At 49.2% G+C, this 20,033-nt stretch carries 19 protein-coding genes; 15 read left to right on the top strand and 4 right to left on the bottom strand.

What is annotated here, in order from left to right; genetic code table 11:
* Positions 1-40: 40 nt before the first annotated feature.
* From FHT67_RS07610 to FHT67_RS07645, 8 genes are all read left to right on the top strand, one after another.
* Positions 41-1,189 carry a helix-turn-helix domain-containing protein gene (locus FHT67_RS07610; RefSeq protein WP_167197097.1) on the top strand — a complete coding sequence of 383 codons (1,149 nt, stop codon included), beginning with the start codon at positions 41-43 and terminating at the stop codon, positions 1,187-1,189.
* 55 nt (positions 1,190-1,244) lie between these two features.
* Positions 1,245-2,237 (top strand): mannonate dehydratase, encoded by a 993-nt coding sequence (locus FHT67_RS07615; protein WP_132306967.1) that lies wholly within the window; start codon positions 1,245-1,247, stop codon positions 2,235-2,237.
* 188 nt (positions 2,238-2,425) lie between these two features.
* On the top strand, positions 2,426-3,379 hold the full coding sequence (locus FHT67_RS07620) for a carbohydrate ABC transporter permease (protein WP_167197100.1): 954 nt from the start codon (positions 2,426-2,428) through the stop codon (positions 3,377-3,379).
* Positions 3,379-4,212 (top strand): carbohydrate ABC transporter permease, encoded by an 834-nt coding sequence (locus tag FHT67_RS07625; protein WP_481856695.1) that lies wholly within the window; start codon positions 3,379-3,381, stop codon positions 4,210-4,212. The genes FHT67_RS07620 and FHT67_RS07625 overlap by 1 nt, the downstream gene beginning before the upstream one ends.
* Before the next feature lie 48 nt (positions 4,213-4,260).
* Positions 4,261-5,583 carry an ABC transporter substrate-binding protein gene (locus FHT67_RS07630; RefSeq protein WP_167197106.1) on the top strand — a complete coding sequence of 441 codons (1,323 nt, stop codon included), beginning with the start codon at positions 4,261-4,263 and terminating at the stop codon, positions 5,581-5,583.
* A 140-nt stretch (positions 5,584-5,723) separates the two neighbouring features.
* Positions 5,724-6,293, top strand: coding sequence for an SF0329 family protein (locus FHT67_RS07635; protein WP_167197109.1), 570 nt, complete (start codon positions 5,724-5,726; stop codon positions 6,291-6,293).
* A gap of 152 nt (positions 6,294-6,445) precedes the next feature.
* Complete coding sequence (locus FHT67_RS07640; protein WP_167197112.1) at positions 6,446-6,871, top strand: hypothetical protein; 426 nt, start codon at positions 6,446-6,448, stop codon at positions 6,869-6,871.
* Between the two features lie 27 nt (positions 6,872-6,898).
* Positions 6,899-7,045: a hypothetical protein gene (locus FHT67_RS07645; protein WP_208403184.1), complete on the top strand. Its 147-nt coding sequence runs from the start codon at positions 6,899-6,901 to the stop codon at positions 7,043-7,045.
* A gap of 66 nt (positions 7,046-7,111) precedes the next feature.
* On the opposite strand, the gene FHT67_RS07650 is transcribed toward FHT67_RS07645, so the two are convergent.
* Entirely contained in the window at positions 7,112-7,828 is a 717-nt protein-coding gene (locus FHT67_RS07650; protein WP_132306955.1) for a DUF421 domain-containing protein, read from the bottom strand.
* Between the two features lie 108 nt (positions 7,829-7,936).
* Positions 7,937-8,869 carry a cation diffusion facilitator family transporter gene (locus tag FHT67_RS07655; RefSeq protein WP_167197117.1) on the bottom strand — a complete coding sequence of 311 codons (933 nt, stop codon included), beginning with the start codon at positions 8,867-8,869 and terminating at the stop codon, positions 7,937-7,939.
* Between the two features lie 233 nt (positions 8,870-9,102).
* On the opposite strand from FHT67_RS07655, the gene FHT67_RS07660 reads away from it, so the two are divergent.
* The 6 genes from FHT67_RS07660 to FHT67_RS07685 all read left to right on the top strand — a co-directional run bounded on the left by FHT67_RS07660 (position 9,103) and on the right by FHT67_RS07685 (position 16,847).
* Positions 9,103-10,701 carry a xylulokinase gene (locus FHT67_RS07660; protein ID WP_167197120.1) on the top strand — a complete coding sequence of 533 codons (1,599 nt, stop codon included), beginning with the start codon at positions 9,103-9,105 and terminating at the stop codon, positions 10,699-10,701.
* Between the two features lie 128 nt (positions 10,702-10,829).
* Entirely contained in the window at positions 10,830-11,927 is a 1,098-nt protein-coding gene (locus FHT67_RS07665) for a GntR family transcriptional regulator (protein WP_167197123.1), read from the top strand.
* 98 nt (positions 11,928-12,025) lie between these two features.
* The gene (gene araD / locus FHT67_RS07670; RefSeq protein WP_132307175.1) at positions 12,026-12,718 is read left to right on the top strand and encodes an L-ribulose-5-phosphate 4-epimerase; all 693 of its coding nucleotides are present in this window, start codon (positions 12,026-12,028) and stop codon (positions 12,716-12,718) included.
* Between the two features lie 201 nt (positions 12,719-12,919).
* A complete protein-coding gene (locus tag FHT67_RS07675; protein WP_167197126.1) occupies positions 12,920-14,536 on the top strand; it encodes a spore germination protein in 1,617 nt (538 codons plus the stop codon).
* A gap of 15 nt (positions 14,537-14,551) precedes the next feature.
* Positions 14,552-15,676 (top strand): GerAB/ArcD/ProY family transporter, encoded by a 1,125-nt coding sequence (locus FHT67_RS07680; protein ID WP_167197130.1) that lies wholly within the window; start codon positions 14,552-14,554, stop codon positions 15,674-15,676.
* The gene (locus FHT67_RS07685; RefSeq protein WP_167197133.1) at positions 15,663-16,847 is read left to right on the top strand and encodes a Ger(x)C family spore germination protein; all 1,185 of its coding nucleotides are present in this window, start codon (positions 15,663-15,665) and stop codon (positions 16,845-16,847) included. Before FHT67_RS07680 ends, FHT67_RS07685 begins: the two co-directional genes overlap by 14 nt.
* On the opposite strand, the gene FHT67_RS07690 is transcribed toward FHT67_RS07685, so the two are convergent.
* Together FHT67_RS07690 and FHT67_RS07695 are read right to left on the bottom strand one after the other, a co-directional pair.
* The gene (locus FHT67_RS07690) at positions 16,834-17,367 is read right to left on the bottom strand and encodes a hypothetical protein (protein WP_167197136.1); all 534 of its coding nucleotides are present in this window, start codon (positions 17,365-17,367) and stop codon (positions 16,834-16,836) included. The two genes, FHT67_RS07685 and FHT67_RS07690, sit on opposite strands and share 14 nt — an antisense overlap.
* Positions 17,368-17,508: 141 nt before the next feature.
* Positions 17,509-18,585, bottom strand: a complete 1,077-nt coding sequence (locus tag FHT67_RS07695; protein ID WP_167197138.1) for a GntR family transcriptional regulator — start codon at positions 18,583-18,585, stop codon at positions 17,509-17,511.
* Between the two features lie 434 nt (positions 18,586-19,019).
* Here FHT67_RS07695 and FHT67_RS07700 point away from each other — a divergent pair, with 434 nt between their 5' ends.
* Positions 19,020-19,937: a glycoside hydrolase family 43 protein gene (locus tag FHT67_RS07700; protein ID WP_167197140.1), complete on the top strand. Its 918-nt coding sequence runs from the start codon at positions 19,020-19,022 to the stop codon at positions 19,935-19,937.
* Positions 19,938-20,033: the final 96 nt, after the last annotated feature.

Raw genomic sequence — 20,033 nt, forward strand, 5'->3', positions numbered from 1 at the left:
ATTCTTTTAATCATCCTTTCTTAAGAGAGGAGTACCGATTATGAAGCAAGGGGTAATGGTTCGGGTCCACACGCTGAACGACCTGCTCGCCGGCAGTGGCTTCGAAGCCGGAGAAATGAAGAGGAGGCTGGAGATGAGCGGGCTTCATGCTTATTACTCTTATCCGGCTCTAGCCTTGTTTAGCATTAGCTGCGCAGATTCGAATATCTGGTCCCGGAGGTACGCGGCGGATGAATTGTATACGGTCATCAAGCGGCATGGGCCGGATAATATGGCTATCCTTCCCGATGACAAGGGAAACGTCGGGGTCCTATTCTCCTGGGACGACCGCGATTCCGTCATGGATTTGTACGGCAGCATTTGCAGCCAAGAGCAAAGCATTAACCCTCAAACGATTTCGCTGGGCATCAGCAATCCTTCTTCGCAATTATCATGTCTGCATCATGGATACGAGCAAGCCCTCTTCGCATTGAAGCACCAATTCTACCAGAAATACGCACAGCCCATTTACTTCAGCAGTATTCCCGAGTATGCAACGGACGCCGAATACCCCTTGGAAAGGGAAGACGAGCTTCTGCATCTCCTGACTAGCGACTCCGTCACCGAATATGCGGCAACCCGCCAAGCGGTGGAAGCCTTCTACGGGAAGCTTACCAGCAGCGGCCCGCTGCCGGTCAACAAAGTCGTCGACGCGACGCTTCAGCTTCTGGTCAGCTTGCAGCTTCGGGTCAAATACGAGCTTGGCCAGTCCCATTTATGCAGTACGCCCGATATGACGGCTCTCATGCAGCTGAACACGCTGGAAGAAATGACGGATGCCGTATGCCAAGCCATTAAAGGAATGGGAGGGACGTCAGGCGCCTCCGACAATCTGAATCGCAATCTAGTTAAGAGAGCGGTTACTTTAATGGAGGAGGAATACGATAAAGCATCCCTGCATTACGTGGCCGATAAAGTATTCATTACTCCCGCCTATTTAAGCTCCTTATTCAAATCGAAAATGGGCGTTACGTTTATCGAGCATCTGACCCGCATCCGAATAGCCCATGCCAAAAAACTGCTCAAGCAGACGCATCTTAGAAACTATGAGGTCGCCGAACGAGTAGGCTACCAGGACTCTCGTTATTTCAGTCAAATATTCAAAAAGAAGGTAGGTTTGTCGCCAAGCGAATTCCGGGATGCCAATTAAACTGCTATCAATCCAATGGAGGTTATTAACGAGAATAAGAGGAGCGTGTACGGTTATGAAATTAGCCGAATTTTTCACTTCCCATCCGAACCGGTTATGGCATTTGGCGAAGCAGATGGGGGTCGATTATGCCGTTGGTCCGCTGCCTAAGGAAGATAACGGCTTAAAGCCGTGGGATTATATGAATCTGCTTCATATGAAGCAGCGCTACGAGAATCACGGGATTCAGCTGCTTGTCATCGAATCTGCTCCGCCGACGAATAAGATCAAGCTTGGCCTGCCGGGCCGCGACGAAGAGATTGAATGGATGGGCCAGCTCATATCGAATATGGGCGCTCTTGGCATTCCCGTCTTATGCTACAATTTCATGGCGCAATTCAATTGGTTCCGCACATCGACGACGACGCGTACCCGCGGCGGGGCGCTTGTGTCGAGCTATGATCATGCCTTAATGCAAAACGCGCCGCTAACGGAGGCGGGGATCGTAACGGAGGAGCAATTGTGGGACAATCTGCGTTATTATTTGGAGAGAATCGTGCCGATTGCCGAGAAGGCCAAGGTCAAGCTTGCTTTGCACCCCGACGATCCGCCTATAAGTCCGATTCGCGGCATAGCGCGCATTCTTCGAAATAGCGAGGCGCTGCAGCGGGCAATTGACCTCGTGCCAAGCGAATACAGCGGAATTACGCTATGCCAAGGCACGCTGGCAACCGCGGGCGAGCATATCCCTGATGTCATTCGCCGCTTCGCGAACCAGAACAAATTGTTTTTCGTGCATTTCCGTGACGTCGCGGGTACGCCCGATAAATTCCAGGAGACGTTCCACGATGACGGCAAGACCGATATGTACGAGGCGATGAAGGTATATTACGAGGTTGGGTTCGACGGACCGTCGAGGCCCGACCATGTCCCGACTATGGAAGGGGAGGACAATGCGAACCCCGGTTACGAAACGCTTGGACGACTGTATGGCGTAGGGTATATCAAAGGCTTGATGGAAGCGGCCATGGCGGAACGAAGGCCGGTTGCCGGAAGCATAAACGGATAAGCGGCATTAATAGAGGAAACAAGCTATGCATGCTCCGGCTGCATAGCTTTTTTTGCGTTCGGAAGGATCTATAAGGTCTCTCAAAAGTGTAAAAAAACAAACCAATTCATAATTCTATCGCATGTACACGTGTAAGCGATTTCAATAGAATGAGCCTTATAGATGCTGTGAGGGGGGATGAACATGAAATGAAGGCGGAAGCTATGAATAAGCCGGCGGCGGCCAAGCTGCGCTTGACGAAGAAGCTCAAAGGAACAAACGATAACAATCTGGCAGGCTACATTTTCATTTCACCTTGGTTAATAGGCTTTTTGCTGCTTACCGCATGGCCGATCATCCAGTCGTTTTATTTGTCGTTTACGGAGTACTCGCTGCTTGAGGCTCCGACCTGGACCGGAACGGATAACTACGCCAACATTTTCACAAACGATAACGATTTCAAGACATCGCTGAAGGTCACCTTCATCTTCGTCTTGTTTTCCGTCCCGCTTAAGCTTTTCTTTTCCTTAATGGTCGCGATGATGCTGAACAAAAATGTGAAGGGCATGAATCTGTACAGGACGGCGATCTATTTTCCCTCTTTAATCGGCGGGAGCATTGCCGTCGCGGCACTTTGGCGCAACATGTTTAATCTGAACGGTTATTTCAATCATGTGCTTTCCTGGTTCGGCATTCAAGGCGTCGGATGGATAACGAATCCGCATACCGCGCTCGGAACGCTGATTTTGCTGAATACATGGCAATTCGGCTCTACGATGGTTATATTTCTGGCCGGGCTGAAGCAGATTCCGGGCGAGCTTTATGAGTCGGCGTCGGTGGATGGCGCTACGAGGCTGCGGAAGTTTTTCCACATTACGCTTCCGATGCTGTCGCCGGTCATGTTTTTCAACCTGGTGCTTGGCATTATCGGCTCCTTCCAAATGTTCACCTCCGCGTTTATCGTTACGCAGGGCGGCCCGATCAATTCGACGTATATGTACGCGCTGTTCCTTTACGAGAAGGCGTTTAAGCATTATCAAATGGGATACGCTTCCGCGCTGGCCTGGATTCTGCTCGTTATCGTAGCGCTGATGACCGCCATCAACTTTCTGGTATCGCGTTATTGGGTATTTTACGAGACGGACGGAGGGAAGCAAAAGTGATCAAAACGCTAAAGAAACAAAAGGTAACCGGCCATCTGCTGCTGATTGCGTTCTCTCTCCTGATGTTATATCCGGTTATATGGTGGGTGGGCGCTTCGCTCAAAACGACGGCCGAGATGAGCTCGCCTTCCATCTGGCCCAGAGCGCCGATTTGGGAAAATTACACCAAGGGCTGGCAATTCTCTCCCGAATTTACGTTTGGACGCTTCTTCGGAAATACGCTTCTCATGGAGTTCTGGAACGTGCTGGGAGGCGTTCTCACAAGCGCGATTGTCGCCTACGGCTTTGCCCGCATAAACTTCAAATTCCGCGGCGCTTTATTCTCGATCCTGCTGCTTACGATGATGCTGCCGGGGCAAGTGACGATTGTTCCCCAGTACATTCTCTACAATAAGCTGCAGCTGATGGACAGCTACATCCCGTTAGTTCTGCCGCATTTCTTTGGCGGCGGCGCGTTTTTTATCTTTTTGCTCGTGCAATTCATTAGAGGCATCCCGCGGGAGCTGGATGAGGCAGCCAAGATCGACGGCGCTTCCGTTTACGGTATTTTCTATCGGATTGTTTTACCGCTGATCAAGCCCGCATTAGTAACCGTCGCGATTTTTACGTTCATATGGAGCTGGGACGATTTCTTCGCGCAAATGCTGTACTTGAATTCGGTTGGCAAATTTACGGTGGGTCTGGCGCTGCGCATGTACGTGGATCAATTTGAGATCCAATGGGGCAGGCTGCTCGCGATGTCGCTGCTATCGGTTCTGCCGTCCGTCATTTTGTTCTTCTTCGCGCAGAAGCAATTTGTCGAGGGGATTGCAACGACGGGCTTAAAGGGATAACGGCATGGCGGACCCGGCTTCAAAATATAAGGTAAAGGGGAAAAGAAGATGAAGCGAAGTGTATGCAAAGGATTCACGTTATTGATGCTGGCCGCCACACTGGCATTGTCGGCTTGCGGCAACGGCGGTGCGAACAACGGAGAGGCGAACGCTTCGAACGCCGGCGGGAATGGCGATCCCAATGCTCCGGTGAAGCTCAAGATCATGTGGCAAGGAGCGGATATCAGGCATCAGGCGATGCTGAAAACGCAGGAGGTCTATACGAAGTTAAATCCATCGGTCACCTTCTCGCCTGAATACATGGCATGGGACGATTATTGGAAGAAGCTGCCGACGCTGGCCGCTTCCCATTCGCTGCCCGATGTCCTTCATATGGACGGTGCATACATTCAAGAATATGCGACCAGAGGTACGCTGGAGGATTTGTCGGATATCGATCTTAGCGGCGTCATCGACGAGAAGACGCTGGAAAACTTGAAAATCGGCGGCAAGCTTTACGGTATTCCGATCAGCCGCAACGCGCAAGGCATGGCGTTCAACAAGGAAGCGCTGGAGGCTGCCGGCATAGAGCTGCCGAAGAAGGATTGGACTTGGGACGAATATTTCGATTTCGCGAGAAATGCCCGCGCCAAACTCCCGGAAGGGGTCTATCCGATCAGCGACACGGATACGTGGGATTTTTACCAGTATTATCAAATGTCTTACGGCAAAGGCCGGATTATTCAAGAGGATGGCAAGAAGTTTAATCTGGACAAAGACTTGTTCATGAAGTTCTACGGCATCCATGCGGAATTCCGCGAAAAGAAAATCGTACCTCCCGCGGACATGGTCAGCGCGTTTAAGGAAAACGATCCGCAAGCGGATCCGATGGCAAGCGGCAAAGTCATGACGCGGGGAGCTACGGTTGGTTCGGTAGGGGCGCTTGAGCAGTTAATGCCCGGAAAAATAGACGTTGTCAACCTTCCGGTTGGGCCAGAGGGAGGCGGATGGGCTCAGCCAACCATCTTCCTGAGCGTAAGCACCGATTCCAAGCACAAGGATGCGGCGAAGGCTTTCATCAAATGGTTCGTCACGGATAAGGCAGCCGGCGAAACGTACGGCACGAATTTCGGCATTCCGATCTACGACGAGATCTATACCGCGCTTGAGCCTACCTTGGCGCCAAAGGAAAAGCTGGGCAAGAAGCTATACGATACGTCGATCGACAAAGCCATGCCGTTCTCTCCGGCTGCGGCAGGGTGGACGGAATGGGTAGACAATTACAAGAAAACGATGGATTCCGTTATGTTCGGACAGAAATCGATTGAAGATGCTTATAACGAAATTTCGAAGGCAGGCAACGCGATTGCGGAGAAGCAAGCCGCGAAATAAGCCGGAAACGTTTTTCCTCCAGGCGGCAATCCCTTTCGGGTTTGCCGCCTTTTGGTTAGCTTTGCATTCGACGATTAAGATAGGAATGATGTGCCCGTTATTGTATGATAGACAAGAAGTAATGAAATTTGGAGGCTTACATGTCCTGGAGCAAACTGAAGCAGCAATTGGAGAGCTTTCTTAGTCCGGCGTTATCGGGGAGAGTCGAATACCGATCAACCAGCTACCGTTATTTACCCGATAAAGCAGGGCTTTGTTATATAGCTGTAGACAAGAAGAACGTATTTAATATGAGCGATGCAGCGACATCGATCAGATGGTATCAGACGGAGCAGGAAATCAAGAATGATCCGCAGCTTCAAATCCCGATCAGCAAGGAAGAGCTTGATGCGGTCAGAGCAGAGACGAAGGGGCTGGTTCCCGAGGAGCGTCTGAAGGTGATTGCGAGAGGCCGAAAAATAGGCGAGCTTGCAAAAGAGCTCTTGTCGGCACAGACCGCCTTAAGCAAATCTAACTTTGTTGCGGTAGCGAACAAGTTTCTATCCCTCTCCATAGAGGAGAGCATAGAGAGCAAGGATATCTTACTGAATATCCTGGCGTTGATTGATAGAAGGGTCGGGAAGAAACGCATTCAAAACATGAGCGGGAAGATCAAGCTCAAGCATCCCGTCGTTCAGTATTTCTATGAGCTGCGTCTTAGCACGATGTGAGTGAGGCAGCGCAGAACAGCCGGAGACAATCCAATCTGGGGATTGTCTCTTTTTATTGAAAGAAGAGATAATAAGGGAATAATAAATTCTTAAGACCTATTTAATACTTACCTTATATACTGGTTCAAACGTTGACGAGAGAAGGGGAAAGCATGAAACATAGCCGAAGCGTTTTTGTACCCGCCGTTGTTGTGGCGATGGCTGGTTTTGCCTTGATCTTCCACGCATGGTTTGGCGTAAGCCGCCAAGGCCTTCCTGGAATAAAGCCCGGGGATAGAGGGAACGAAGAACTATTCAAGACATTGGGAACGATTGCTGTGTGGAGTACCGCCCTTAGTTACGCGTGGCTTCGCGTGAAGCGAAAGCGTAAATCGCCATCTCCTCTCGTGAAGAAGCTGGTCAAGCTTTTTGACAAAGCGCATCGACTTGCTGGTTATGCAGCAATCGTCCTGATCGCTGTTCACGGCCTCTATTTTCTGACTCAAGCGAGAATCAAGGACGACACGTATACAGGTATTGCAGGATTTGCGCTGCTGCTATCGTTAGGGGTGTACGGTTTTTTAATCCGCCGCGTATAGAACAAGCATTTGCGCAAAATTCATTTTTTGCTGGCAACCGTGTTTGCCGTTGTGGCGGTTATTCATGCAGGCGTTTCGGCGATTATCGCGATACTCAGCACAATCGTGTTCTGGGGATTGGTTTGGTTGATTGAACGACGGGTGGCTCAGTCGACGGAGAATAGAGCCGCATAACCTTTCAATAAACTCATGGCGGGCAGAAGCGCGCTGTGAGTTCAGTAATAACCCTCTGGACAGAACCTACATATCTGTTGGATGCTCTAATTGGTCTTGATAAAAATCAAAATACAGCTTTCCATCGGTACCTCTTACGGCATAAAACACGTCGGTAAGAGCGTGTCCTTTCTTCTGCACAGCCTTTTCGATCATTTCCGTCTTAATATTCGCCTCATGCAGGTGTTCGTAAATAAACTTGCCTTCTTTTATGAGTTCTACAGGAAAGTTTATTGGTTTTGGCGGATATTTTTTTTCTGAATTTAGCAAATGCAAATTGAGATGCCGATATTCTTTCTTTCTCAGAACGGAGAGTTTGCCGCTGTTTTCAAGCAGGGCATACTCTACTTCGGAAATATCAAAAATCTCCTTCTCCCGAAGCATCTCGTTAAAGGAATCCAGTGTTAATTTGTTTTTCTTCATGTTCTCCTGAAGGAGTACACCTCCATCCACGACGACTGATGGCTTTCCGAATAACCATCTCTCCGCAATTCTTCCTTTTAAAGATAAAAGACTAAGCAGCCACGAAGTGACAGTAAATACACCTAGCGAAATTATTAGATGGGATAGAACGATCTTCTCGTTAAACGCAATGTTCGCCGCGATGGCGCCTAGGATAATCGCGGTTACGAAATCATGGCTATTCATATTGGATAATGTTTGTTTGCCAATCAATCTTGTGATGATTAAAAGGAGGATAAAGGAAGAAATACTCCTTATAAAAATGACATAGTATTCAGACATTTGGCTCCTCCAAAAATTGTATTTAAATTAATTTTTCTTTAAGTGCTTTTTATTATTCAGATACAAAAAAAGACCAGCCTAATGCTGATCTCTAGGTTTGTCGTTCCGTTAGGTTAAAGTTAAAAACTGACGGCCGTATTCCCCGTGATGATGAATAGCGGCATGCTCAATCTGGATGGTCGAATGCACGATGCCGTATTTCTCTTTCAATAGTTCGGTCAAGGCAAGCGTAATGCAATACGGCTGGGTATGGGAATCCGCAAGAACGTGGGCGGTTAAGGAATAATGATCGGTGGACACGGCCCATAAATGCATGTCGTGAACGTCCAATACGCCTGCCACGCCGCTCAAATCCTGGCGTATCGACTCCAGGTCAAATTTCTCCGGCACCGCCTCCATGAGAATAACGTAAGATTCGCGGATAATTTTTACGCCGCCGATCGCGATTATGCCGCCGATTACCATGCTAATAATCGGGTCGAAGAGAAGAATGCCCGTCGCTTTCATCAGAATGGCCGACACGATTACCCCTGCCGAGCTGAGCGTGTCGCCAATGAAGTGCCATAACGCGCTTTTGACATTCAGGTTCTCTTCTTCTTTCGCGCTGCGGTGCAGCAGCAGGGTAAGTACGACATTCACGATCAAACCGATTACGGCAATGCCAAGCATGAGGCCCATGTCTACCGGCTCGGGATGGATCAGCCGCTGAACGCCCTCGTACCAGATGAATCCCGCGATAGCCACCAGCGCAAGGCCATTCAAGAATGAAGCCATGATCTCGAAACGCACGAATCCGAAGGTATATTGGCTGGTAGGCTGCCGCGATGCCATATAGATGGCGAACATGCTTAAACCAAGAGCCAATACGTCGGATACCATATGGGCCGAATCGGAGAGCAGAGCAAGCGAGCCGGACAATAAGCCGCCGATGATTTCAATAGCCGTAAAGATTGAGGTTAACGTTAAGGTGAGCCACAGCGTTTTTTTGGATGCGGACTGCTCTTTCACATGCGGGAGATGATGATAGTCCCCTTTGTTCATGACACTCGCTCCTTTATTCTAGATTAGAATCATTATAAATAACTAATGTAGCTTAAGTATATGCCCTCCATGGCCAAACGTTCAAATGAACATTGTATGGATAACAGAAGGAATTCTCATTCTCACTCTATTTTCACATGTACATACAAGTTTCAATGATGGTATACTGTCTACAGACAAGTTAGCTAAACTGAACTTCATTTCAATTCATTAACCATAACGGAGGAACAAACATGAGTTTTGATATGAGAGAGGCTATTAAGAACGGCAAAACAGTGCTTGGAATCGAGCTGGGCTCAACCCGGATTAAGGCAGTTCTCATCGGGGAAGACAATACGCCAATCGCATCGGGCAGTCATGACTGGGAGAACAGCTACCACAATAATATTTGGACGTACAGCCTGGAGGATATTTGGAAGGGCATTCAAGACAGCTATCGGAAGATGGCGGCCAATGTGAAGGAGCGGTATGGCGCGGCATTGCAAACTATTGGCGCCATTGGTTTTAGCGGAATGATGCATGGCTACATGGTGTTTGATCAGGCTGGCAATCAGCTTGTTCCTTTCCGCACATGGAGAAACAATATAACGGAGCAGGCTTCGGCGGAGCTGAGCGAATTGTTCAATTTCCATATTCCTCAGCGCTGGAGCATTGCCCATCTGTATCAAGCGATTCTGAATCGGGAAGCGCATATTGCCGACATTCATTTCCTGACGACTCTGGCGGGGTACATTCATTGGAAATTGACCGGTCAGAAAAATCTTGGCGTAGGCGAAGCATCCGGCGTGTTTCCGATTGATATCCATACGGGAAGCTTTAACGAGGCTATGATTAATCAGTTTAATGAGCGGATTGCGGCAAAAGAGCTTCCATGGAAGCTCGAGGATATTTTGCCTCAAGTATTGGTTGCGGGCGAGCGTGCAGGGGTACTGACCGAAGAAGGAGCGAAGCTTCTGGACGTGACCGGAGAGCTGCAGGCGGGAATTCCGTTCTGTCCGGCCGAAGGAGACGCCGGAACAGGCATGGTTGCAACGAACAGTATCGCGAAGCGCACGGGCAACGTGTCGGCGGGAACCTCGGTATTCGCGATGGTTGTTCTGGAGAAGGAGCTGTCCAAGGCCTATGATGAGATTGACCTCGTTACGACGCCGACCGGCAACCTGGTCGCTATGGCTCACTCCAATAACTGTTCGTCCGATCTGAATGCATGGGTTGGCTTGTTTGACGAGTTTGCCCAGGCAATGGGTCTTCATGTTGACGCTAACAAGCTTTACGGCACTCTGTACAACCTGGCGCTGCAAGGCGATCCGGATGGCGGCGGACTGCTGGCTTACGGCTATTTGTCGGGCGAGCACATGACGCATTTCGAAGAAGGACGCCCATTGTTCGTGCGTTCCTCGGAGAGCCGCTTCAATCTGGCGAATTTCATGCGCGTTCATCTGTTTACCGCGCTTGGCGCGCTTAAGATTGGCATGGATATTCTTCTTAAGCAAGAGGAAGTGAAGCTGGACCAGATCCTTGGTCATGGCGGCTTGTTCAAGACCGAAGGCGTAGGACAAAAAATCATGGCTGGCGCTCTGAACGTTCCGGTCTCCGTCATGGAGACCGCCGGTGAAGGCGGAGCGTGGGGGATTGCCCTGCTTGCTTCCTACATGGTGAACAAAGCGGAGAACGAGACGCTGGAAGACTTCCTGAACGAGAACGTATTCGCAGGCAGAGCCGGCTCGCAGGTTTCCCCTGATCCGAAGGATGTGGAAGGCTTCGAGGTCTTTATGAAACGGTATAAGACGGGACTTTCCATTGAAAGAGCCGCGGTTGAATACTTGAAATAAACCGTAAAATCGCATGCAGATAGATAGAAGGAACGATTGGAGCCGGGAGTAGTATTTCCTGGCTCCGATTTGTTAATCTATACTCATATCGCAGAATCGTACAGACAAGCTAGAAAAGGGGCAGGTTCATGAAAGAAAAATCATTGCCGAAATACATTCAGCTCAAGAAAGAAATATTGGCATGGCTGGAGACGGGAAAGCTTCAGCCCAATGAGCAGATGCCGTCAGAGAACGAAATATCCGAGCAGTTCGGGCTAAGCCGGCAAACCGTCCGCCAAACGCTAGGAGAGCTGGAGAAGGAAGGCAGGCTGTACCGTCTGCAAGGAAAAGGGACCTTCGTAGCGGATGCGCGGGAAAGCGAGAGCCGTGCGGAAACCCAGACGATAGGCCTCATAACGACTTATATTTCGGATTATATTTTTCCGCATATCGTACGCGGGACGGAAGCGGCGATTCGCGCCAAAGGCTATCGGCTGCTGCTCTCCAGCACGGACAACGATAAGGGCAGGGAACGGGAAAGCCTGTCCATGTTAACCAGCCAGCCGTTGAGCGGTTTGATTATCGAACCGACCAAAAGCGCCGAAGGAAATCCGAATCTGGCTTATTTTCTCGCGCTTAACAACCGGCGAATTCCTTATGTCATGATAAACGCCCGATACCCGGAAATCAGCTGTCCTTCTCTTGTCATCGACGATGAAGAAGGAGGCCGTACGGCGGCTCAGCATTTGCTCGAGCTGGGACATCGCCGGATTGTCGGGTTTTTCAAGACGGATGACCAGCAGGGCGTGCTGCGCTTGAAAGGCTTTATGCGCGCGCATCAGCAGGAAGGCTGTCTCCTTCAGCCGGAGTTTGTTGTGGCTTACCGGACGGAGGAGAAAGCGAAGAAGCCGATTGAGGAAGCGGCAAGGTTCCTGGAGCTTCCGGAAGAGGAACGGCCAACGGCATTTGTCTGCTACAACGACGAGCTGGCTCTGCATCTGCTCGAAGTTATCCGCCAAGCCGGGCTATCCGTACCGCAGGATATATCCGTGGTTGGATTCGACGACTCGCCACTCGCAACGGCATCCGAAGTGAAGCTGACAACGCTTGTTCATCCGAAGGCGGAAATGGGAGAGGACGCCGCAAGCCTGTTGTTCGAGCTAATCGAGAGCGGCGGCACCTTGATGCCGGAATCCAAAACTTACAAGCCTAGCTTGATTATTAGAGAATCGACCCGCAAGATGTAATGACAAGTCGCGGGTCGTGGCAAAATAAATGTAGAAAACATGTACGTACAAGTGTATAATGACATTGGAAAATGAGGATCGACGAAAGGATGAGCAACATGCTGGAGCGGTTAAAGCAAGAGGTATTGGAAGCCAACTTGGATTTGCCTAAGTATGGTCTTGTTACGTTTACCTGGGGAAATGTGAGCGGTATCGATCGGGAAAGCGGTCTTGTGGTCATCAAGCCTAGCGGCGTGCCTTACGATCAGCTTAAGCTGGAGGATCTTGTTGTTGTGGATCTTGAGGGGAATAAGGTAGAGGGCGAGCTCAAACCATCCTCGGATACGCCAACGCATCTTGTCTTATATAAAGCCTTTCCGCAGATTGGCGGAATCGTGCATACGCATTCTCCGTGGGCAACAAGCTGGGCGCAAGCCGGCCGGGGGATTCCTGCTCTGGGGACCACTCATGCCGATTACTTCTACGGCGAAATCCCGGTTACCCGCGCAATGACGCGCGAGGAGATCGAAAGCGCTTATGAGCTCGAGACCGGCAACGTCATTGTCGAAACGTTTAAGGATAAAGACCCAATGATGATACCAAGCGTGCTTGTGAACAGCCATGCGCCATTCAACTGGGGCAAAGATCCGCATGAGGCCGTTCATAATGCGGTAGTCGTGGAGGAAGTTGCAAAGATGGCCCTTCATGCTTATAATCTTAATCCGGACATTCAGCCGATGGATCAGGCTTTGCTCGACAAGCATTTTCTCCGGAAGCATGGCGCTAATGCCTATTACGGCCAAATCAAATAACGAAACGATCATAGACAATTTTCTTCTGATTACAGAAGGGAATTGTCTTTTTTTTAAAAATATAGGGATGCCAGTCGTTCAATAGGCCAGCAAAAGCCTAACTTTGTATATTTGAAGCCAAATTAGGAATATTATTCTTACATTGCCATTTCCCCAATCTGCATTCGATCTGAACGAGAGTAATTAAAGGAAGGATTATGAATGTTATCTTCGATTAAATCCCATATTCCGGGATGGAGCGTGTTATTCCAGGCCTTTATTACTCTTGTTGTTCCCCTGTTGATCTACCGGATTTATAAAGCACTTGCCTCTTTAGCGGATGACAAGCTGGTCTCTTCAGGCGGGGCGAGCAGCATGAACGCTTCGGATAACGAAGAGCCGCCCATTCATCCCATTTCCGCAAATTACGATACCAATATCGATAAAATAAGGAACACGATCGGGTTAAACAGCGACGTTGTCATCCGCGAACTGACCATGGGGGATGCCAAGATTCGTGCTGCTCTCATTTTTGTTAAGGGCATGCAGGAAGATCAATTGCTAAAAATGGAGATTATGCAGATGCTGCGGGATACGGAGCTGCCTCTCCCGCTCATTGAACGTTTACCAACGAACTCGGTACATGCGATTTCCTCGATGGAGGAGCTGACAAAGGCCATTTTATTTGGCTATTTGGCCCTGGTTATTGATGGTCGAAATGAAGTTCTTTTAATCAATCCGCCAAGCGGTCCTGCCCGCGATATTACGGAGCCGGTGTCCGAAACCTTGCTGCGAGGCTCCCGGATTGGCTTTACGGAAGATATTAATATAAATACGGCTATCCTGAGAAAGCAGGGAGTCACGGAAAATCTTCAAATCCGAAGCTATTTGGTTGGTCACACTATCCAGAAGGAATTGGCTGTCGTATACCTGGATCAGATCGTCAATCCGGACTTGCTTCGGGAGGTTACCGACCGGATAGAAGGAATCAGGCTTGATTATGCCGCGGAGTCCGGTTATATCGAGCAATTGATTGAGGATAACTATCTAAGTCCGTTCCAGCAAACCCAAAACACGGAGCGTCCTGACCGGGTTATGGCGGCGCTGCTGGAAGGCAGAATAGCGATTTTGCTGGACGGAACGCCGTTCGCGCTGATTGTGCCCGTAACCTTCAGCATGCTTCTGCAATCGCCGGAGGACTATTTCGAACGCTGGATGCCCGGTTCCTTATTGCGCATTCTCCGTTTTCTGGCGGCCTTCATCGCTCTAATGGCTCCATCCTTGTATATTTCTTTTATTTCGTTTCATCCGGGGCTAATCCCTACGGAGCTTGCTCTAACGATTATCGAGACCCGGCAGGGCGTTCCGTTTCCCTCTTTAATTGAGGTTCTCATACTGGAAATTTCCATCGAGATATTGAGAGAGGCGGGAATTCGGCTGCCCAAGCCGATTGGACCCGCAATGGGCATCGTTGGCGGTCTTGTTATTGGAGAGGCGGCCGTTCAAGCGGGAATCGTAAGTCCTTTTCTGGTCATCGTAGTTGCGGTCACGGCGATTTCATCCTTTTCGATTCCGATGTACAGCGCCGGGATTACGCTTCGGCTTCTCCGGTTCGTGGCTATGCTGTTTGCCTCCATTTTGGGCATGTTCGGGACCATCTTGTTCTTCTTGCTGATCTGCTGTCATCTAGCCAAATTAAAAAGCTTTGGTGTTCCTTATCTCACCCCGCTTACGCCATTCCGCTGGAGCGACTGGAAGGATTTCTTTATTCGCGTGCCGATCTTCATGATGAAGAGGAGACCAAAGCTGATGAAAACGATGCAAAACAAACGCAGATAGAATCGAGGGAAAACGATGTCCGCTTCAAAATCCTTTCTTGCGCCGGACGACAAAATCACATCCTCGCAAGCGGCGCTGGTTTTAAATAATACGATGCTGGGGGCTGGCATCTTGACCCTGCCAAGAAGCGTAAGCGAGACGGTGAAAACGCCGGACAGCTGGATTTCCGTGCTTTTGGGCGGATTGGTCGTTATGCTGGTAGTTGTCTTGATGGTCAAATTAAGCCTGCGCTTCCAGGGCAAAACCGTATTTCAATATACGCAAAGCCTAATTGGCCGGTATCCCGGCATTTTATGGTGCTTGTTATTAGTCCTGTATTACATCGCAATCGCAGGCTTCGAGATCCGCGTGATGTCCGAGGTAACGATGTTTTACTTGCTGGAAGGCACGCCGATATGGGCGATCACGATTCCTTTTATTTGGCTGGGCGCCTATTTGATCCGAGGAGGCATCAATGCAATCGCGCGGGTGGGACAGATCGTTTTTCCCATCAGCTTGTTTATTCTGATTGTTTCCTATCTGCTGAGCTTGAGGTTATTCCATCTCGATAATCTAAGGCCCGTTCTGGGAGACGGGATACTTCCGGTTATTCTGGGGCTCAAATCAACCGTTCTGGTTTATTCGGGTTGCGAGGTTGTAATGACGTTGGTGGCGCAATTGGATCATCCAAAGCAAGCTCTGAAGGCTATGCTGGCTGGAATCTCTATTCCTGCCGTGATTTACTTTTTTACCATCATAATGGTCATCGGCGGTTTGTCCGTAGATTCGGCCGTAACCAGTACATGGCCAACGATAGATCTGATACGGAGCTTCGAGGTTACGGGATTTCTATTCGAACGCTTTGAATTCCCGCTGATGGTCATTTGGCTGATGCAGATGTTCTGCAATTACAGCAGCTTCTTTTATAATTCGTCCCTAGGTTTGTCGCAATTGTTTAACCTTCCTTACAAGTCGGTTATTTTTGCGCTTGTACCCTTCATCTTTCTTGCAGCCATGATCCCGAAGAACATCAATGAGGTATTCAAGCTTGGGGATGATATCGGCTATTTTAGTATATTTCTGTTTATTTTGTTTCCCGTCTGTCTTTCGCTAATTGCGATGATAAGATCCAAAGGTGGTCCTCAACATGAGAAAACGTAAGCTTCCGGGACTGCTGCTTGCAGCCGTACTGCTCACGCAATCCGGCTGCTGGAGCAGCAAAGAGATTGAAGATCTTGCGGTGTACGCGGGCATGGCGCTGGATACGGGCAATGAGAGCCCGATGGAAAAGGAATTCGAGCAAGAGGGAGGAAGCTATTCCAAGAAAAATAAAATAACGGCAACCGTTCAAATTGTCCCGCTGAAGACGGGCTCCAAGGATGAAGTAAAGGGCAAGACTTCCCCCTATATGAATATTACCGCAACGGGCGACTCCGTTCTTGAGATTTTCCGCCAGTTTTCCCTTCGGTTGAATAAGCCGATTATTGGCCATCATTTGAAAATTATCGTGATCTCCTCGGAGCTGCTGCAAGAGAGAAACATTAAGCAGGTGACGAACTTTATGCTGCGCGATAACGATATTCGGCCTAGCGTGAAAATTTTTCTAAGCACGGGCAAGGCGGAACAAGCTTTAACCATAAAGACGCCCGACGAGGTGCCTTCCTTCTATATTAACGATGTGGTGCAGAACCAGTTCCGGACAAGCAAGATTATGGACGCCGTTCTGCTGACGGATCTGGACGCCTTGATGCATTCCAAACAAAGCTTTATTCTTCAGAATATAATTCGGGCCAAAAAACAAATCGAATTCTCGGGAGCCGGCATTATCAAAGGGGATACCGGGCGCTGGATCGGGAATTTGACGCAGGAGGACGTTGCGTGCATCGACTGGCTGACAAACCAAGGGGATAGCGGAGCGATCAAAACCTACGACGAGCATCATAATCCAATCACTTACGAGATGAAAGCCATGAAAACCCGTATCCGGGTAGAGACGGATAAAGACAATCAGCTTACCTTCCGGGTCCGTGTCGAAACCAAGGGCAGAATTAGCGAGGATTGGGATGCGGAGGGGAACCCTTCCTTGAGGTCTTATCAGAAAGAGGCGGAGAAGCTATTCAAGAGCAAGCTGACGAGCATGCTCGAGCATCTGCTGAACGCCATGCAGACCCGCTACAAGGTGGATGTCGCTAAATTCGGCAAAGCCGTGAGGATTCAGAAGCCGGGCTTATGGAAAACGGTCAAGTCCAATTGGGATGACACGTTTAGCGCTTCGAAAATCAATTTGGATATCGACCTGCAAGTGACGGATTTTGGCTCTACGACAAAATAAGCGAACGCGCAGCCTCCCGGGCAGCGTTATGCGCCAGCCGATGCAAGTCGTTGTTTTTCTTGTGCTTGCTTATGTATTTGATCTGAAGAGTGATCGCGGGGCATTTGGAGTTGAAGGTGGCCAAGGCGGCTGACAGCTCGGTTCTTGCGAGTTCGTTTCGGGTTTGCGAGTGATTCCGCTGTGCAAGCAAATGCGATATACGGATGCAATCGGTGTAAACGACGGCGATTTTAGGCGGATGCTCTAACGCTGCATACGCGGCAGCCAGGGTGTCCAAGCTGAAAATAATCGCCAATACTTCGCCGTAGTTAGAGCCGTAATCTTTGCTGATCGGCAATTTTTTGGCGGTTAAACGGATCGTCCGGTTAAAAACGGTGCAACAAGCAGCGCCGTAAGCGTTCTGCAAAGCAAAGCCGGCGTAATCGCAGTACACGAACATGGTTCCTTTGTTTAAGAGGTATTGCCTTAATTTAGGGCTCGCATAAGCTTTCTTAACGAGCGGATTATTGTTCAGATCCATCCGTGCTTCTCCTATAAATGTAGTACGGGTAAACGTATTCGATCAGCTTTTACCGATCTTCAACCTTTTAAACCTCATCGCCATTGTTTCATGGCCGATAAAAAAGACTGCACCCCTGTCGGAGAGCAGTCTTTTTGCTTGTTAGATCGGTCTAACCGTATCCCGGATGATCAGGCTGGTAGGGAGCATGACCTTTTTGTTCCCGTAAGAATTTCCTTCGCTGATTTCAAGCAGCAGCTTGGCGCTTTCGTAACCGAGCACGTCAAAATACTGTTTCACCGTACTAAGGGCAACCTTGGCGAATTTGGAGCTCTCGAAATCATCGAAGCCCATAAGCGAGATTTGATCCGGTATTCGAATTCCCCGGCTGGTCAGCTGCTCGAGTACTTCAAGGGCGCGCTTGTCATTCGTGCAAAAGAGGGCCGTAATTTCTCCCTCTTGAATTTGCCCGGCAAGCGTATCGTAATCCAATTCCTTCTCCAGATAGAGAAGCTTCTTGTTCACGGGCAGGGAAGCGTTAGTCATGGCGTTGTTATAGCCGTTGAACCGGTCAACCTCCGGGCTGAGATGGAAATCGTAAGCGGCAAAGCCGATTCTCTTATGACCGTTCCGGATTAAATACTCAACGGCTTCATAGGCGCCGTCGTGATTGTTGCAGGTTACGACATTTACAGGATATCCTGCAGGCGAGCGGTCAAGCATGACGAATGGAATCGATTTCTTCCGGATGTCATTCAGGTAGCTCTTTGCCGCGACCGGATCCGAGGAGTAAATAAGAAGGCCTCTGATATCGGATTGGATTAACCGTAAAATAAGCTCGCGTTCCTGATCGAAATCGTTCTCCACGAATTCGATAATCAATTTGCAATCATGCTTGCCGAGGAAGGACTGAATGCCTTTCATAATCTGCATATAGGAGCTGTCGTACATTTCAACGCCGGAGATCACAAAAGCAACCAGGTTGGAAGCTTTTTCGGCTACGGCGGTTTGGCTGGCGGCCACGAAGCTTCCTTTTCCCCGAACGCGGTATATAACTCCTTCGTTTACTAGCTCGGAAAGCGCCTTTCGGACCGTAATGGAGCTTACATTTAACATTTTCGAAAATTCCGATTCGCTTGGAATGCGGTCATCCTTGGAAATTTCCTGATTATCGATTTGTGCGAGCACATAATCCTTCACAATTTGATACTTAGGTAGTCCAGGTTCTTTTTCACTCATTTTCGAGTCACCTCATAACAACATTTCTTTGATTATAACTTAACTTAGTCTGTAATGGTATACTAACTTTCCGGTGAAGGCAAAAAACAATAAACATACGGGCTAGGAATTCCTTAGACGGGTAGGAGGAAGCTCCTATTTGCGCAAAAAAGGTTTGAAAAATGTAGGGGTTCGTATTACTATAGGTTCAAAGATAGTGTGTGAACTTGTCGTCCTTAGCATAATAAGTTGTTGGAGGAAACGACAAAAATCATAAGGAGGTTAGGATAAAGAAGCAAATATCGGGCTTTTGTAAGCGCTTTACTAATCGATTCAAGAATATAAGCACTATAAATTCACGACAGGAAGTGTGGAAATACAAGACACTTCTACTGTTTTCTATGGCTCTTCGTATACTTACTTACTACATTGATTTCGACTAGGAGGAACTATTCATGAATAATAAGCTTACATCCGGCAATCCCGTATTTCCTGGCTGGTATGCCGATCCGGAAGCAAGAATTTTTGAGGGACGGTATTGGATTTATCCGACTTATTCGGCGCTGTACGAGGAGCAGCTGTATCTGGATGCCTTCCATTCGGACGATTTGGTCAACTGGACCAAGGCAGAGCGGGTTTTGGACAAGAAGGATTTCGAGTGGGCGCATAAAGCGGTGTGGGCGCCTTCGCCAATCGAGAGCAACGGAAAATATTATATCTATTTCTCGGCGAACGATATTCAAAGCAATGACGAGCTTGGAGGCATTGGCGTCGGGGTTGCGGACCGTCCGGAGGGGCCGTTCCGCGATGCAATAGGCAAACCTCTCATCGACCGGTTCCACCATGGCGCGCAGCCTATCGATCCGCATGTTTTTCGGGATGAAGACGGTCAGGTATACCTCTACTACGGAGGCTGGGGACATTGCAACGTGGTCCGTCTCGGCGAGGATATGATCAGCCTGCTTCCGTTCGAGGACGGAACCGTCTATCGCGAAGTTACGCCAAAGGACTATGTGGAAGGACCGTGCATGATCAAGCGGAACGGCCAGTATGTCTTCATGTGGGCGGAAGGCGGATGGGGCGGTCCTCATTATCGGGTTGCTTACGCGCTTGCGGAATCGCCGCTGGGTCCATTCGAGAGAATCGATACGATCTTGCAGCAGGATCCTGAAGTGGCGACCGGGGCGGGACATCACGGCTATCTTCAAATCCCGGATACCGACGAATATTATATCGTTTACCATAGACGTCCGTTGACCGAAACGGCTGCGAACCACCGGGTGGTGTGCATCGACAATCTTTACTTTAATGAAGATAATACGATTCGTCCCGTGAAAATCACCTTCGAAGGCGTAGCGGCCCGTAAACTGTAATCCGTGGCCAGGCTTCCTTCAGGATACGGGCTGGCCGCCCCAGCCGTGGCTGACCGAGGACGATCTCCGATAGTCGTTACAATAAAGACGAAAACC

It is taken from the genome of Paenibacillus sp. BK720 (assembly GCF_011761545.1).
Lineage (GTDB): Bacteria > Bacillota > Bacilli > Paenibacillales > Paenibacillaceae > Pristimantibacillus.